This is a genomic window from Brevibacterium epidermidis NBRC 14811 (genome assembly GCF_001570805.1).
Lineage (GTDB): Bacteria > Actinomycetota > Actinomycetes > Actinomycetales > Brevibacteriaceae > Brevibacterium > Brevibacterium epidermidis.
In genome coordinates this window covers 533095-549223 of record NZ_BCSJ01000015.1, presented here as the reverse complement: position 1 = coordinate 549223, position 16129 = coordinate 533095, and the positions used below count along the sequence as shown (strand labels likewise).

15 protein-coding genes and 2 pseudogenes are annotated in these 16129 nt (G+C 61.3%); 8 read left to right on the top strand and 9 right to left on the bottom strand.

Features of this window, described 5'->3' with window-relative positions:
- Nucleotides 1-73 precede the first annotated feature (73 nt).
- Together BEP01S_RS16940 and BEP01S_RS17350 are read left to right on the top strand one after the other, a co-directional pair.
- Nucleotides 74-640: pseudogene (locus BEP01S_RS16940) on the top strand (transposase); the annotation flags it as partial.
- Nucleotides 641-874: pseudogene (locus BEP01S_RS17350) on the top strand (CDP-alcohol phosphatidyltransferase family protein); the annotation flags it as partial.
- 215 nt (nt 875-1089) lie between these two features.
- Here BEP01S_RS17350 and BEP01S_RS13650 read toward each other — a convergent pair.
- Nucleotides 1090-2046: an AraC family transcriptional regulator gene (locus BEP01S_RS13650; protein WP_062244172.1), complete on the bottom strand. Its 957-nt coding sequence runs from the start codon at nt 2044-2046 to the stop codon at nt 1090-1092.
- Between the two features lie 144 nt (nt 2047-2190).
- Between BEP01S_RS13650 and BEP01S_RS13645 the strand changes: the two genes are divergently transcribed.
- Nucleotides 2191-3060 carry an NmrA family NAD(P)-binding protein gene (locus BEP01S_RS13645; protein ID WP_039206707.1) on the top strand — a complete coding sequence of 290 codons (870 nt, stop codon included), beginning with the start codon at nt 2191-2193 and terminating at the stop codon, nt 3058-3060.
- Between the two features lie 5 nt (nt 3061-3065).
- Nucleotides 3066-3548 (top strand): anthrone oxygenase family protein, encoded by a 483-nt coding sequence (locus tag BEP01S_RS13640; RefSeq protein WP_062244169.1) that lies wholly within the window; start codon nt 3066-3068, stop codon nt 3546-3548.
- 405 nt (nt 3549-3953) lie between these two features.
- Here the strand turns inward: BEP01S_RS13640 and BEP01S_RS13635 are convergent, their stop codons facing one another.
- Nucleotides 3954-4535 (bottom strand): TetR/AcrR family transcriptional regulator C-terminal domain-containing protein, encoded by a 582-nt coding sequence (locus BEP01S_RS13635; RefSeq protein ID WP_062244167.1) that lies wholly within the window; start codon nt 4533-4535, stop codon nt 3954-3956.
- Between the two features lie 77 nt (nt 4536-4612).
- Here BEP01S_RS13635 and tet(65) point away from each other — a divergent pair, with 77 nt between their 5' ends.
- Complete coding sequence (tet(65), locus tag BEP01S_RS13630) at nt 4613-5764, top strand: tetracycline efflux MFS transporter Tet(65) (protein WP_152609570.1); 1152 nt, start codon at nt 4613-4615, stop codon at nt 5762-5764.
- Between the two features lie 229 nt (nt 5765-5993).
- Here tet(65) and srmL read toward each other — a convergent pair whose 3' ends face one another.
- A complete protein-coding gene (gene srmL, locus BEP01S_RS13625; RefSeq protein ID WP_062244164.1) occupies nt 5994-7112 on the bottom strand; it encodes a PheS-related mystery ligase SrmL in 1119 nt (372 codons plus the stop codon).
- Between the two features lie 299 nt (nt 7113-7411).
- Complete coding sequence (locus BEP01S_RS16855) at nt 7412-7801, bottom strand: hypothetical protein (RefSeq protein ID WP_157070576.1); 390 nt, start codon at nt 7799-7801, stop codon at nt 7412-7414.
- A 1218-nt stretch (nt 7802-9019) separates the two neighbouring features.
- On the opposite strand from BEP01S_RS16855, the gene BEP01S_RS13610 reads away from it, so the two are divergent.
- On the top strand, nt 9020-9625 hold the full coding sequence (locus tag BEP01S_RS13610; protein WP_062244152.1) for a TetR/AcrR family transcriptional regulator: 606 nt from the start codon (nt 9020-9022) through the stop codon (nt 9623-9625).
- Between the two features lie 413 nt (nt 9626-10038).
- Here the strand turns inward: BEP01S_RS13610 and BEP01S_RS13605 are convergent, their stop codons facing one another.
- Nucleotides 10039-10635, bottom strand: a complete 597-nt coding sequence (locus BEP01S_RS13605; RefSeq protein WP_062244147.1) for a TetR/AcrR family transcriptional regulator — start codon at nt 10633-10635, stop codon at nt 10039-10041.
- A gap of 57 nt (nt 10636-10692) precedes the next feature.
- On the opposite strand from BEP01S_RS13605, the gene BEP01S_RS13600 reads away from it, so the two are divergent.
- Entirely contained in the window at nt 10693-11910 is a 1218-nt protein-coding gene (locus tag BEP01S_RS13600) for a beta-ketoacyl-[acyl-carrier-protein] synthase family protein (protein ID WP_218004340.1), read from the top strand.
- Between the two features lie 153 nt (nt 11911-12063).
- Here BEP01S_RS13600 and BEP01S_RS13595 read toward each other — a convergent pair whose 3' ends face one another.
- Both BEP01S_RS13595 and BEP01S_RS17025 read right to left on the bottom strand, forming a co-directional pair.
- Nucleotides 12064-12852, bottom strand: a complete 789-nt coding sequence (locus BEP01S_RS13595; RefSeq protein ID WP_218004339.1) for an FAD-dependent monooxygenase — start codon at nt 12850-12852, stop codon at nt 12064-12066.
- Nucleotides 12853-12870: 18 nt separating this feature from the next.
- Nucleotides 12871-13269, bottom strand: a complete 399-nt coding sequence (locus tag BEP01S_RS17025) for an NAD(P)-binding protein (protein ID WP_218004338.1) — start codon at nt 13267-13269, stop codon at nt 12871-12873.
- A 128-nt stretch (nt 13270-13397) separates the two neighbouring features.
- Here BEP01S_RS17025 and BEP01S_RS13590 point away from each other — a divergent pair, with 128 nt between their 5' ends.
- Complete coding sequence (locus BEP01S_RS13590) at nt 13398-14333, top strand: TetR/AcrR family transcriptional regulator C-terminal domain-containing protein (RefSeq protein ID WP_167348282.1); 936 nt, start codon at nt 13398-13400, stop codon at nt 14331-14333.
- A gap of 150 nt (nt 14334-14483) precedes the next feature.
- On the opposite strand, the gene BEP01S_RS13585 is transcribed toward BEP01S_RS13590, so the two are convergent.
- Together BEP01S_RS13585 and BEP01S_RS13580 are read right to left on the bottom strand one after the other, a co-directional pair.
- Nucleotides 14484-15260: a class I SAM-dependent methyltransferase gene (locus BEP01S_RS13585; protein ID WP_062244141.1), complete on the bottom strand. Its 777-nt coding sequence runs from the start codon at nt 15258-15260 to the stop codon at nt 14484-14486.
- Between the two features lie 95 nt (nt 15261-15355).
- Nucleotides 15356-15850 carry a GNAT family N-acetyltransferase gene (locus tag BEP01S_RS13580; protein ID WP_062244139.1) on the bottom strand — a complete coding sequence of 165 codons (495 nt, stop codon included), beginning with the start codon at nt 15848-15850 and terminating at the stop codon, nt 15356-15358.
- Nucleotides 15851-16129: the final 279 nt, after the last annotated feature.

Here is a 16129-nt window from a genome sequence, read left to right as displayed (position 1 = left end):
GTCGGTCCGCAGATAGACGTCGAGGTCTCGCGACGACGGAGGTTCCTACGCCATCCATCCGAAAGACCTCGACGTGTCCGACGCTACCCCGCCGGCTGGCTTCGGCCGACTTGACCTGACCGCCTTCGCTCGACTCGACGGCCTCGGTCTGAGCGTGACCGGACAACGACTTGAACCGGATCGTGCGGTCCTCGCGTGCCGCGTGGTGGAACCAGATCAGTGGTGCCGACGGTGCGGCAGCGAAGGCGCTGCTCGTGACACCGTGATCCGGCGGTTGGCCCACCAGCCGCTGGGCTGGCGACCGACCGTGCTGGAAGTTGTAGTGCGCCGCTACCGCTGTGCCGACTGCAGACACGTGTGGCGCCAAGACACCAGCGCCGCGGCGGAGCCACACGCGAAGCTCTCGCGCACCGGGCTGCGGTGGGCGCTGGAAGGGATCGTGGTCGCACACCTCACCGTCGCCCGTGTCGCCGAGGGACTCGGGGTCGCGTGGGACACCGCCACCAACGCGGTCCTGGCTGAAGGCAAGCGGCTGCTGATCAACGACCCCACGCGGTTTGAGGGCGTGAAGGTCATTGGCGTCGATGGGCACGTCTGGCGACACACCAGGCGTGGCGACAAGTACGTCACCGTCGTACTCCTGGCGATCTTCGGCGCCAGCGATTGGGTCGATGGCTATCTCGCCCGCGCCCTGAACCAGACCAGCGCGGCGGGAGCCGTCCTAGACCCGGTCGCCGACCGCATCGGTGTGGCAACGATCGCACTCGCTCTCGCCGTAGCAGGCCACATCGACCTCGGAGTGGTTCTCGTGATCGCCGCCGTCGACGTTGCACTCGCCGTTCTCTACCTGGTGACCCGCCCCGGAGGAGCGCCGAAGGCCTCTCGCGTCGGGAAGGTGCGCACCGCCGTGCTCATGTCAGGCCTCGCGCTCGTCGGGCTCCGGGCTCCACCCAGTTGGAACTGCAGGCGCTGTCGTCTGAATCGCCGGGATCGTCCTCCATGCCATCGCAGGGTTCGGGTACGTTCGCGCTCTACTCCACCGCCGCATCGACGAGGACACCTCGGAGCAGTAGTGCTGTCGCGCTTCGGCTATTGCCGCTGTCTTCGACGGACGGATCCGGGGGTCTGTCCGTTAATTCGGGTGAAGGCGCGATTGAACGCAGCCTCCGATCGGTATCCCAGTTCGGCTGCCAGACGGGTGGCGGTGATGTCCTCGTCACGCAACCTTGATGCGGCAATGCTCATACGCCAGCGAGTGAGGTATGCGATCGGTGCTTCACCAGTCAGTGTCGTGAAGCGGTTGCTGAACGACGACCTCGACATCGTCGCAAGCTGTGCGAGGCGGTCGAGGCTCCACTCATTGCCGGGATTATGGTGGATTGCTTCGATCACACGGCCGATTCTCTCGTCTTCAAGTGCGCGCAACCAACCTGCAGGCGTTGTCGCACCGTTCATGAGCCAGGAGCGGATCGCTTGAACGACGAGAATGTCGGCAAGCCTGGTAGCGACGGCTTCGCCGCCGATCTGTGGGTGGGAAAGCTCGCCCGCCATAAGACGCAACGTGTCCTTGATCGAGGACGCTGTAGAGAGTGTGTCACCACCGATGAAGAGCACAGCAGGCAGAGTGCGCATCAACTCGCGGGCGGCGGGATCGTCGAACGACACAATGCCGCAGATCAACTGCGCTGCACGGCCAGGACCCCCATATTTGAGTATCGAATACCGGGGATTCACATACTCCTGGGGCAGCTGGTCAACCCTCGGGCCGTGGTGCGCGTCGGCTTCGCTCAGCAGGTCATGTCCCAGGCCGTGAGGAACAAGGGCGAGGTCTCCAGCGCGCATCTCGATCGGATCGGCTTCGGGCAAGCGTAGCCAGCACGTCCCTGCGGTGACGACGTGGAAGCTCACCGAGTCGGCGATCGCGGGCATCTCCAGCGCCCACGGCTCCGAGAGCTCGGCATGGCAGTAGAAGGTACTGCACATCCGGAGCGTGTGGAGCACGCGCGCCAGCCGATCCTGATGCTCAGCGCGCGGGATGACTTCCATGCCGCAATCGTGCCACATGAATAAGCAGATTCACCGCAAAACCAGACGAATGAGCAAGAAATGTGCTTATTCGAGCATGGTATCGCCGGGTGTCGACGCATAACGTAGAAGAACCGTCAAGTAGCACTTAAGGGAGGAACCATCATGTATGCCATCGCAGGGGCCACGGGCAGAGTCGGATCGGTGACCGCACAGATACTGCTCAATGCAGGGGTCGACGTACGGGTTCTCGTGCGCCGTAAGTCGGATGCGGAAGCGTGGGAGACACAAGGCGCCGAGACACGGATCACCTCGCTGGAAGATCAGGCGGTGTTGAGCGATGCGCTCGACGACGTAGCAGGGCTCTTCGTGCTGTTGCCGTTCAATCTGTGCGCCGATAACCTCGAAGCTCACGCCGACGCGCTGATCGCTTCGATCACGGGTGCGGTCGCTGCTCAGCAGGTACCGCACGTCATCTTGCTCTCATCAGGTGGAGCAGACCTGGCCCAAGGCACCGGCCCGATCACGGGGCTGCACCGATTGGAGCAGGCACTCCTCGCGACCGGTACTATAGCGACCGCGCTGCGTTCGGGTCACTTCCAGGAGAAAGTGACCGACGTGATTGACGTCGCCCGAAGCACCGGCATCTATCCGGTGTTCGCGGCGTCAGCCGACGTACCGCTTCCCATGGTCGCGACCCGCGACATAGGAGCCGTAGCCGCCCAGATGCTACTCTCACCGCCCGCCCGTAGCGAGGCCATCGATATCATCGGCCCCTCCTACACGGAACGTGATGTCGCCACGATGCTCGGTGAGGGCCTCGGGCGCGAGCTACATGTCGCCATGATGCCGGAGGAGGCCTGGGCCGACGCGCTGATCGATGCGGGGTTCCGCCCGCACATCGCAGCGAGCCTCGCCGAGCTGTACCGGGCCGGCGAACAGGGGCTGCTCGCGCCGCGCGGCGACCGCAGCATCCGAGTGGAGACGAGCATCGACGTCACCCTGGATCGTCTGCTCGCCCCACGCGCTGAGTAAGCATCGTGTTCGCTTTCGCATCCACGGCGGTGCTCGCGGTCTCCCTCATCACCAACGGGCTGCTGGCCGGCCTGTTCTTCGTGTTCTCCTGCGCAATCTGCCCTGGGTTCCGAGGCATGGACGACCGCAGCTACGTCCGAGCATTCCGCGCTATCAATAGGACGATCCCGAACGTTTGGTTCCTCAGCGTCTTCTGCGCCGCACCGCTCACCGCCATAGCAAGCGCGATCATGATCATCGGTCGAGAAGAGCCGACACCTCTCGGCTGGCTCGTCGCGGGCGCTGCCTGCTCAGTGCTCACCTTCGTCATCACCGCCGCCGGGAATGTGCCTCTGAACCGTGCTCTCGAGGTGGCTCCCGCCGATACTGAGCAGCAACAGTGCAGGGCTCGCCAGGATTTCGAGGCCCGCTGGAACACATGGAACCACGCCCGCACCCTCTCAAGCATTGTCGCGCTTACAGCCCTGGCGATCTCTTCCACAGGCTGAGGAGGTGGCCAGGAACGAGCTCATCTGCTCCTCCGGGGCGGGGCGAGGAAGGAAAATCAGAACTGCTCGACGCAGGTGCAAGCCCCGTCCTGACGCAGAGGTCCGATACGAACAACCGGGGGCCCAGGGTCGGACTGCGCCTCTCGGGGATACCTCTCATCTCCGCCGAAGAGGTCGGGCTGCAAAAGTGTCACACTGTGATCCGACGATCAAATACAGGCGCGGTCGGCTGCTACCGCTCGAGGGGCCTCGGAGAAGAAGTGAAGCGGGACGGACGGGCGCTGATAGCCATGATGCGGCGTCGGGCACAGCTCAGCATCTCGACAAAGTGAGTTTCAGATGGGTCAATAGCCTTGCTCTGCGCCTGCAGCCTCAAGGAGATCCGGGACGCCACGATGAGATGAGTCACAAAGGTTTTTCAAGACCTGCGGCCAGTCCATCGACCAGAGCAGTGAGCCCAAATTCAAAAGTGTCGTCGTTATCGGTCTTGTCGATGTCGTCGCGTACTCCGGCCTGTTCTTCTAATACAACACCGACCGTGTATCGACTGATTGCTATCAGCGCGCTGATAGCGGAGTGCTCTTCGAAGCCTTGATTCACGAGTAGCCTAATCTGTTGGCTGGGCGCCTCAGAGAGGTTGCTCGACTCACTGCAGGGCCTCCGATGGTACCCTGCGTGCAATCGCGCACCGTCACGCACGGCGTGAAGCGCTGTGCGGAAGCTTCGTGCGTTGCGCATCAGAAACGCTTCCCACCCTTCACCTGGCTCTGGCAACGAAGCATGGTGTTCACGCTCGAGAATGTCCGCAGCCAGCGCAGACAACAAATCAGCCTTCGTGGGGAAATGCCAGTAGAGCCCCGGCTGCCGCACCTGCAGGTGGGCCGCCAATGCGCGGGTCGTGAAGCCGTCAAGCCCAGTTCTGTCGAGAACCTCGCGAGCACCGCAGAGAACTGCCGTTCGGTCCAGCCGTGTCCGCACCTGAGTCATACTTGAACTTTATCATCGATAACTTTATCGTTGATAAAGTGCAACCTCGTCACCCACACAGCGGAACCGTCGCCATGGTGCTCACTACCGCCAGCCTCGACGCCGTGGGGCTAGGCCTGGTTCTCCCGATCCTGCCCGCACTACTGGGTCAGGTCGGCTCGGCCGCAAGCACTATCCCCATGCATGTCGGATTGCTTACCGCGCTCTACGCGGTAATGCAGTTCCTTTGCGCTCCGGTACTGGGCAGACTGTCCGATCGCTTCGGCCGCCGTCGAGTACTGTTGGCTTCCTTGGCCGGCGCGACTGTCGACTATCTCATTCTGGCCTTGACTTCGACCCTCTGGGTCTTCTACGTAGCACGGGCTGTCGCGGGCATCACCGGGGCAACAAATGCCGTGACCGCCACCGTGATCGCCGACGTCACCCCACCCGCAGAGCGGGCCAAGCGATACGGATGGCTCGGGGCGTGCTACGGCGGAGGAATGATCGCCGGCCCGGTAATCGGCGGTCTCTTCGGTGGCTTCTCACCCCATTTGCCGTTCCTCGTAGCCGCTCTCCTGACGGCGGTGAATCTCACTCTCAGCTTGAGCATGCTGCACGAGACAAGACCAGATCTCCCAATCAAGTCACAGGAGTCAGCATCGACGTCGGCGCCTTTTCGACTCCAAGCTATCCAGGGGGTGGTGCCCCTCATTGCGGCTTTCGGCCTCGTACAGCTCATCGGCCAGGCCCCCGGCTCGACGTGGGTTCTGTTCACGCAACAACGTCTCGACTGGAGCCCCGTCGAAGTCGGGATTTCCTTGTCCCTCTTCGGTCTGGTGCAGGTGCTTGTTCAGGCCGTCCTCACCGGACGGGTCGTGACGCGACTCGGCGAAACTAGAACGATCTATCTCGGCATTGTCGCCGACGCGTCGGGTCTCATAGGTCTCGCATTCGTCACCGGCTCCTGGGCGATGATGCCCATCCTCGCAGCACTCGGAGTCGGAGGTATCACGGTCCCGGCCCTGCAGACACTGCTCTCCCAACGTACTCCCGAGCAGCACCAAGGCCGGCTGCAAGGCCACCTCGCTAGCCTCAACAGCCTCACATCAATCCTCGGGCCTATTGCCTTCACGACGATCTTCGCCCTGAGTCAGATAGACGCCGATGGCACTCTATGGTTCTGCGCCGCTGCGCTCTACATTCCTTGTGCGATCCTCGTCACAAGGAACGCAAGATCCTCTGGGTAGGTCGGGCCAGGCGAACTGCTCCTTCCCTCGGGCAACTTCCGCGATGCAGCTCCAGCCATACGCTCACGCGTGCCTTGGCGCGCGGCTGGCGCACGGTACAGCACCCTGGAGGATGCAATAGATCAAGATTCGCTGACGGGCATTTCGGAGCATCCAGTGACACGCCAAGCACATCTGATAAGCCCATGCTACGGCGACGCAGAGTCACCGCAGCATGGGCTTATCTTATTCAGATCAGTTCCATCACCGGACCGTCATGAAGAGCCCGATAGATTGTGTTTCGTATCGTGTTCGCCTGGTCTGCGGTGAGTGTATGGTCGATCGGACGGAGGATGATCCGCAGGAGCAGGTTGACCTGGCCCGGCTGAGTGCACAGGCGTGATCGCGCGGCCTCGGGCAGCTCCTCATGCGCGGTGCGGCCCAGCACCTCGACCGTTTCGATCATCTCTGCGTCGTCGCCAAGAACCGTGCGAACACGGTCGCCGAGGGTCTCCTCGTCCTCTTCAGTCGCGACGACCACGGAAATGTCGCGTCTTGCCGGCGGGAACGGAGACACGTGCCGCCAGGGTTCCAAGGTCAGCATCTGCGCGGCGATCCTCGGGTCGCGGGCGCGCAGATAGCGGATATCCGGAATCGCCTTGCGCAGCATGAGCGCGCGCTCAAGGCCCATGCCGAGCGCCAGTCCCGACCACTTCTCGGGATCAAGACCGCAGCCGCGCAGCACCTCGGGGTGGATGCGCCCGCACTCGGCGAGCTCGAGCCACTCACCCTCGTGTCGAACGTCGATCTGCCTTCCTCCGACGGTGTAGGGGTGCTCGGCATCGGTGATCCTCCACTCCGCACGAGGGAGGACTGCCTCGACCAGTTCCTCGATCATGTCCAGCATGTCCTCGTCGCACGTGTCACCCGTGCTGCGTATGCGCCACAGGTCGACCTGGTGCGGTTCTCCGACGTGGCTGCGATCGACAACGTCGCGCCGGTACACGAGCCCTGGAACGACGATCAGCTCGTCGATGCCGGCCTGCCCACCATATGCTTCCAGTGCGGTTGGGAGCTCGGCACTCATGTGACTCCGCAGCATGACCGTTGGGCTGATGTATCGGGTGTACCGGCGGGCGCGGGTTACGTCATCCGGGGCGTAACCGAGGCGATCATAGTTCGCTGCGACCGACACGATGGGAGAGCTACGCACATAACGAACCGTGCTACCCCATGGGCGTTCGAGCGCAGCGACCACGGCGCTCAAGAGCGCTTGCATCGCGTGCTCGCCCTGGGCAGGGTCGGTGAGATCGCGCAGAGCGAGAGCGCGGCAGAGTTGATCAGGTGTCAGATAAGCGGCGTAAGCCATGAGAGAATCTCCAATAGGATTGCGGGCTGACGAAAGATAAGATCATCCCCCGGCCGCGCCTGCGGAGACCCGGTGAGCTAGTGGCGCACGTCGAGAACCCCGCGGCCGTTACCTGGCCGGGGGTACAAAAATCGCTGCTGCCAACTCATGGGGGAAATTCTATCAGGATCGCCGCTTCCGATAGCAGCTTTGGTACTCGTGATGATAGAGGCGGACATGATCGGTGCCCGCGCAGGCTCATTATGTCGAGTACCGCGAGACCGAAATGACTACGACGGTGTCTCCCAAGACATCAACGCCTATGCCCGACGGGTACTGGGCGTAGGCGAGAGGCGACCTGCAGTCGCGAGTATCGCCGTGCCCCAGACCAGCCATCCGCCGTACACGAGCAGGCCGGTGGCGGGATCGCCGGCTGGGCTGCGCGCCACGCCCCACAGTCCGGAGACGCCGAGGGATAGCAGGACGAGGCCCCCGATCAGAGCGGCAGATCGCATCCATCTCGGAGCGGGACGATCCCACCAGCGCATCGCGATCGGGAGCGCCGGTACCGCCGCCAGAGACACCGCGACAGTCGCAGTGAACGTCGCATCGACGACACCTACCGTGCCGGGCGGGGCCGCAACATCGGTCCCGAACGCCCAGAGCGCTTTGAGCGTCGGATACACGAGCGACGCGGTAATGCCGACCACAGGCACCCAGCGAGGCACTGAAACACGCAGGTCGCGAGGGGGCCGGAGCGGGTTCGGTAAGATCCACAAGCTGAGGAGCATGATCGCCGCCCCGATCGAGGCTGAGGCGGAGATCAGATCTACCGGGAATGGAATCGCACCCACCGCCCGCAACACATGCAGAAGCAACAGAGTGCACGCGGACGGTAGTAGCAGCACCGTCGCGATGAGCAATCCCGCGTAGCGCTGGCCCGTAGTCCGAGCGGACAAACGGGCTATGACAGCAACCGCGACACCTGTCAGGACGAACCATCTTGGTGAATTGTCTGCGACGTAATCAGAAGCTGAATGAAGGAACGCGAGTGTTCCTGCAGCGGCACCAATACTGAGACAGACCCAACTCGATGTGAGCTTTCGGTTCTGCGGCCAAGAGGATCCAGATTTGAACGCTCCTTTCCAGCCTTGACGGCGCACCGGCTTGGCGTAGCTGGCGTGAGCAGACGAAGCTGCTCTGATCATTCGAGCGCGTGAGTGTTGTTCTTCGGCTTCTCGTGCGCGATCTGCCATGATCTCTTTGGCTAGGTGTGCATTGATCTCGTTCATAAGTTCTCCAAGTAGTCTGTTGGCGAGACGCATTGTGGTTTTACCCAGCGCTGCGGGTGGTCAACTAGTAGCTGATCGAGCGGTGAGCAGCGCCGTTCACACGGCGAATGAATGCGAAGACTGCAGCCAATTCAAGGGGGCCCCAGAAAATGATTGGGGCGTAGCACAGGACCATGATCACCAGCGCATCGCCATGCACTAGCCCCTGATCTGGTCGGGATCCACTAGCCAAACCCACCAGCGACGCAATTGTGAATAGGTACGTCACTGCGCAACCGCCTATAATCCCGAAACCAATGGGGATCCAATGCGGGATCTTAAGCCCCCCGATTCGCTCGCCCCACGGGCGTATGAGACCGATCGCGAGGAATCCGGCAGCAAGTTGCACGAGGCTCAGGCCCCAGACATAGAGCTCATCCCCTGCGTGCGCCATGCGTAGATCGGCTGTGCCCGGCAGGAACCCCATAATCATCAACACGCGCCAAACCGCTGAGGGCACCGTTACAGCGAATGCTCCCCATGCCGCAATGTGGGCCATGAGTGACGGTGGTCTACTCCACCCGGGTTGCACGTCCGAGGGTTTTAGAATTTCTGTTCTAGAATACATATTCATAAATTAACAGGCACAATGGAACTATGGCAAGACCTTCGAAGTTCTCTTTTGACGAGATCCTTGACGCTGCAGCTGCAGCTGTTTCGGCCCACGGGCCCAAAGTGACCATTGCTCAAGTCTCAGATGAGATCGGGGTACCAGTGGGATCCATCTACCACCGGTTCCCTTCGCGCATCCATTTGATGGCGAGCCTTTGGCTCCGGTCGGTGCAGCGCTTCCACGTAGGGTTACTGGAAACTGCCAGCCTGGCTGACCCTTACCAGGCAATGCTTGCCCAGGCAGTGCACCAGCCGCGGTTTTGTCGGGAGCACCCTGACGACGCCTTGGCGATGACCCTTTTTAGTCAAAGCCAATTGCTCGCTATTGCTCCGCCTGAACTTCGCTCGGCAGTTGCTGACGTCAACGACAACATCTGGAGGCTCGGCCGGGAACAGGTATTGGAATACTTCGGAACTGCCGAGGACGGCGCGGTCGATGTCGTTGCTTTGGCAATCCGTCAGACTCCCTATGGGATGATCCGCTCGTACGTGAGAGACCAGCACCCTATTCCAGTATGGCTCGACGACGCGGTTCGGGCGGCAGCCGACGCTATCCTCCAGCTTGCGGTAAAGCAGACTGCGAACAAGTAGCGTGCGTTAGCGTCACTCGGTGCAGTTGGGGCTGAAGCAGCATCAGGTACTCCATGTGGCCCGCTTTTCGTAGGCGCTCAAGTCTCGTTCTCCAGGTTGAGGTAGGCCATCTCGGGATGCTCACGAAGCGATGATGGACGCCTCGAAACTGTCCTCTGTCAGAGACGACATGCGCTACCAGTACTAGCGTGCTCCGGTGCAGGACATCAATTGCGATAGCCAAGCGTCGCTTCCTTCGCCACAAGGGGAACTCATCAGTGAGAGTTCGGTCCTTTATGGGATCACGCAACCTGGCACACCGGAGCAAATGACGCATGAGCCAGCCGACGGGTGCCGCGTCAACTCCGACAAGAACGCGGGTAAGGCGCGAGTCGAGTAATCCCCGCCTGCCAAGGCGGGAGAACCCCAAGCGGCTATCTCTCACCATCGGATCGGAAGGAGAGTGTTGCCGCCACATCGACAGAAGACGGTCCGCCCGGGTACCCAGCCTGGGAAACGAGTACAGCCCCAAAGACTGCACTCCAGAATGTCTTCGCAGCACGGCCGATGTCTTGATCTACTGTCCATCCGCGTTCCTCCTGCACACGTTCCAAGAAGCGCTCGGACTGCCGGAAGAGGAGGCCGAGGGAATCTTCGACAGCATGTTGGACCGCAGGGTTCCCGCGCGCGAGCGCAAGCGCACTCACAATGACAGTCGTCGATGGCATTGTGAGAGCCGTGCGGGCGAGCACTTCATGCAGAGTACCCGGTGTGGGCGCCCTGCGCCCTGCCCTCTGAAGCCGTTCAGTGTCTCCTAGCAGGAGCCCAAATGCGGCGTCGATATACAACGCATCTTTCGAACCGAAGTGATGGGTGATCTGATTCGGATACACTCCAGCCGACTCCGCCAGTTCGCTCACCGTGACGTCCCCGAATTCACGGTCGCGGAAGAGTTCCATCGCGGTGGCTCGAATCCGGCGTCGTGTCTCTGCTCCTCGAACGGTATAACTGCGCTGCTTCTGTTCGGCCATAACGTCATTGTATGTGATACAACTGACTTGTACGTGATACAAGAATGGAGAATGCTGATGAGAATTGCGATGACGGGATACGGCGCGGTGACCCCGCTCGGAAACGATGTGGATGCCTTGTGGCAAGGATTGGTCGCGGGACGCTCGGGTGTACGCGAGCTGGACCGGCTTGATGACACGTGGAATGACCTTCCGGTCCGTGTCGCCGCTCCCGTGACGACCGACCTGGAGTTGGCTCTTGGCCGTGTACGCGCGAGGAAGCTCGACCGTAACCAGCAGCTGGCCCTGATCGCTGCCGATGAGGCGTGGCGAGACGCCGCCATTCGTGACTGTGATCCCGAACGCCTGGCGGTGGCCGTAGGGACGGGAGTAGGTGGTGTGCAGACACTGCTCGCCCAAGACGACGTACTTGAGAACTCCGGTCCGCGGCGAGTTTCACCCCGCGTGGTACCAATGCTGATGGCTAACGGCGCTTCAGCCCAGATCAGTCTTGAGTACACAGCTAAAGGCGGAGTTTACACACCCGTTTCGGCTTGCGCATCGGGAGCCGAAGCCATCGCCACGGGCGCTCGGCTGATCCAAAGCGGCGATGCCGATGTGGTGATTGCGGGAGGAACGGAAGCTGCCATTTCTCCGCTCACCCTCGCCGGGTTTGCGCAGGCACAAGCTCTCGCTAAACCGGATGGAGGACCAGCTGATCGACTTTCTCGACCGTTTGACATCGACAGACGAGGGTTCGTACTCGGGGAAGGAGCCGGCATCGTGATCCTTGAGAGCGAAAGCCATGTAGTCGCGCGTGGTGGCCGGGTCCGCGCATGGCTTGCTGGATGGGGTATCACCTCGGATGCTTATCACATCACTGGCACCGAGCCGGGCGGACTCAGCCAGATCCGGGCCATTCGCAAAGCACTTGCAATCGGCGATCTCCACACCAGCGACATCGACCATGTAAACGCTCATGCGACCGGTACGCTCGTCGGCGATCGTGCCGAGGCTCAAGCACTCTTTGAGGTGTTCGGTGACAACGTGTCGGTCACTGCCCCGAAGGGCGCTCTGGGCCACCTGGTCGCGGGGGCGGGTGCGCTTGAAGCGATTATCACGGCAAAGACTCTAGAATCCGGAGTCGTTCCTGCAACGCTGAACCTGCAGCGCATAGACCCTGAAATCTGTCTTGATGTGGTCCAAGAGACACGTCGCACGTCAGTACGAGGCGCGGTCAGTAATTCTTTTGGGTTCGGCGGTCAGAACGTGACGCTCGCATTCTCAGCGGTATAGAAGCTCCGCGTACATGGTATGCGGACATTGCAGATGCCATGTGTTCGAAGAGCCGCAGAGATGCCACATCGCTCGCGACATTTGGCAAAGTGTGAAGAATTGGACGGTCAGATCAGGAGTGAGCGGCACGGGTGCCGCTCACTCCTGATCCTGTCAGAGGCCACTTGGATAATATGGCAGCTCGATGTCCGTCGATTTGCTGAACTGCTTCTCCATGAACCCTCGAATCGGCCAGCGAGTAGCCCAGGACATCGAGGCCTGGACAAGGCGGAGCGTGAGACCATTCATAGGCGCGAATCCTCCAGTGCCGCCCGCCAGCTGCTGGGCCCCCGTGGCAAAGGGGCGCACAATCCGGTCGTATTCTTCGAACGCGGCAGCATGCTCTGCTCCAGCGCCGAGTTCTCCGGCCACGACGTAGGCGCCAACGAGCGCGACGCTGGTGCCCAGTCCGCTCAGCGGGCTCGGGCACGCTGCACCGTCGCCGATTAGCGCGACCCTGCCAGTCCACCACCGGTCGAGTTCGACCTGCGCCATGGTGTCGAAGGAGAAATCGGGCGCCGTGTGGGCAGCTTCGAGCAGACGTGCCGTGTGCCATCCAGCCCCTGCGAATCGCTTGTCGAGGAGAGCAAGCTGCGCGGCGCGGTCGCGCCGATCGTAGCGGATAATTTCGCCTCGGCGAGGTCGGAAGCTAAGCGCGGCTTTGGACTGCGTGCTGATCCGGCCCGGCCGGATGGATGCGACAAGGCCACCGGGGTGGTTGTACGTCTGATACCAGCCGTCGAGGTCATCGAACGCGGGTGCAGTGAACCATGCCGTGTACAGTCCTAAAGGTTTGACGAATTGTTCTTCGGGCCCAAAAGCGGCGGCACGCACACCTGAGTGCAGCCCGTCGGCACCGATGACGAGGTCAAATCGGCGTGGTGGCGCGTGGCGGAAGACCACTTCGACGCCACCAGCATCCTATGCAAGTCTCATTATGGAGTCGTTGAAGAGGTATTCCACCTCGTCATCGAGTCGGCGGTGAAGCAGGTCGACGAGGTCGCCGCGAAGGATCTCGATCTCCGAAATGAACCCCTCCCCGTCGAAGTCGTCGGAGCCAATTGCCGCCCGAGTGCGGCCCTGTTGGTCGACCCAGGAGATGCCGGCCTGGTCGAGGCCGATGCAGCGGGCATCATCGAGCATGCCCATACGTTCGATGACGGTGCGCCCCGCGCCGCGCAGGTCCACTGCCTGTCCGCCAGGACGCGTGGCCGGCGCTATCTCAACGATGGTAACCGCGAAACCGTAGCTGCGTAGCCAGTACGCACATGCGAGTCCGGCAATGCTCGCCCCCGAAATGAGTATCTGTCGTCTGTTCATGGCACACAGCGTAGGAACGGCACCCGCGAGGGGCAATCGCGCACTAGTACGGTCACCGTCCTCGACGTGCGGGTGGAGGGAAATACGGGGGCTTGCCGACTGTCGGTGTTCTAGTACAGGATGTAGTAGTGAGCACCTCATCGACGACCATCGCCGCCGAACTGCGTGAGCAAATCGTCTCCGGCGCCCTGCGGCCTGGAGACCCGCTCCCCTCTGCGCGAGAAATCGTGCGGACCCGGCACGTCGCCGTCGCGACCGCGAGCCGAGTGCACGCGCTGCTGCGCGCCGAAGGTCTCGCTCTCCCTGTGCCGGGCGTCGGAACAATCGTAGCGGGAGATCGCAACGTCGATTCGCCCCGCTTTCACGCCCGCCCGCCGAAGAACCGGTCCGCTCAACCTGCAGGTCAGGGGACCGTACCACTCAACGCCGAGTGGATCACGGCTGCCGGCATCGCGGTCGCCGACGCCGAAGGCCTGGAAATGCTCTCGATGCGCAGAGTCGCTCATCTGCTGCGAACCCAGCCGACTTCCCTGTACCGGCATGTGACCAGCAAGGAAGACCTCGTCACCAGAATGATGGAGCGTGCCCTCAGGAAATGGTCCCCTGGGGCCAGCGATGGTGATTGGCGAGATCGGCTGATCGCAGGCCACCGAGAGCTCTGGCGGGTCTTTCGCCGTCATCCGTGGCTCGCACCCCAGCTTTCCGTGACCCGCCCACAACTCCTCCCTGCGGCGCTAGCGTTCGCGGAATGGGCGATCCAGACATTCAGGCAGGCCGGCATCAGCGCCGAAGAGGCGTTCGAGGCGCACCTGCTACTGTTTACGCAGATGCGCGGCATGGCCATCCTGCTCGAGCCGGAAGCTGAGGCCGAAGCAACTTCGGGTATCGACGCCGACACGTGGGTCGACGAGCGCATGACCACGCTGCGAGACCTGAGCTATCGGAACAATCATGCTGGCCTGCAGGCGCTCGTCGGATCCGGCTATGAACTCGATTTGGATCGACTCTTCGAACGGGGCCTGGGCTTTCTCCTCGATGGCATCAACTCTCGACTCCGCTCCTAGACGCCACTGCTAACCAGACAGTAGTACTAAGGCGTACGAGCTGACCGACTGAAGAGCGCGATCGAATTTGAAGCGCGCGACAGTCGCGGTCTGAACAACTTAAGTTGACGCGGCGATCAAGCTACTGCGGGTTGACACAGTTGTGAGCGATTATGTCTTGATGGCTCGGGTTGCAATGTAGGCCGGGAAATACTCCGCAGTAATGTCTGCGTGATGTGGCGCTTCAACAAGGTCGGTGAGCATGAATCCTGCTTTTAGTTGTCCGCCGATCTGCTCAGTCAGCGAGTGGCTGTACTCGATTGGCCCGTCTCCGTAGGTGCACATTCGATCGTTTTCCGAGAGGTCGAGTGAGCTAAAGGGTAGTCGATGGCGCACGACGAGCGTTTGCTGATCAAGCGACGCCTCATCGAAGAGGTAGACATCCGGATTCATGAAACCAGTGAGGAGCAGACCACCGGGCCGTAGGACGCGGAAGGCCTCCGTCCAGACCGGCGCCAGATCGGGACAGAACACAGTCGACACGGGGTTGATGATGAGGTCAAAGACCTCGTCGCTAAAGGCACTGAGATCGCGCATATCGCCCAGAACAGTGCGAAGCTCCAGACCCTCACGTGATGCGACTTGGTCATCTCGGGCAAGTTGCTTGGGAGAATTGTCGAAGACCGTTACGGTGGCACCCGCTGCTGCGAGGATGGGACCCTGTTGACCTCCACCGGAAGCGAGGCAGAGCGTACGTACGCCAGACAACTTGGCGGGAAACCAATTACGGGGTGTCGGTTCGTGGCCGATGAGGACCACGGACCAGTCGCCTTCGCCCGCACGCTCGATGACATCAGCGTCGACAGGTTGAGACCATTCGATATCGTTATCAACAAGGCGATCCCAGGCAATACGATTATGCACAACCGGGTCGAAGTCTGCTCCCATGACTGCCGACTCTAGCACGCCAGCGCAATGCTCTGTTGCCTTGAAGACCATCAAGTTAGACCGGCAGCGATCGCGAGATGCAGGCGGAGAACGACCTAAGGCATAGCATTTCTGGCATCACCCACACATGGCGTAGATCGTATCAGGGTAACTGAGCCTTTCGTACTACTAGACGCATCATCACCCTCGAATCCGACCGAGCGGTAGTAGGCGATGGCGTCCTCATTCGACCTTTGGATCACGGCTCGGACATGCTGTACACCGGCTTCCTCTGCGATGGCCGAAGTAGCCTGTGACAAGCCACGGCCAATACCCGAGCCTCTCACGCGGTCAGTGACAAATGTGGCAATGTCCGCCATATCCTGTGGCAAGTCGTCGTGAAAGCGTTCTAGGGACTGGAAACCCAGGATTCCGCTATCAGCCTCCGCCACGATACAACATATGCAGTGAGGCCCGGTAATGAACCAAGCCGCGAACTCCGAGCCTGTCAAAGGTGTATCGATCGCGGTTTTTCCACCTTCGGCAATGACGCTGTTCAGGAGGCAAGCCAACTCTTCTGCGTCCGCGATTTCAGCATGACGAATATGCATGGAACTATACTAGTACTTGCATGGACGTGCGATCGATTGCCGGGTAGACGCATCAGAGTGGTCAGCCTCGCCTCCAGCGTCGCCATCGCTGCGTTGGCAACTTGTGTCTACACAACCTCCTTCGACGTCCGGATCCGGCTCAAATCTAGTAACTCCAGCTGCTTCTGGTTCCGCGAATCTGTGCGAAACATTTACAGCCCAAGGTAGCGAATCTCGTGATCGTGGATAGAATAATTCACGCATCATTTCGAGGAGACGGATGCGCGTTCGAATCGTCGC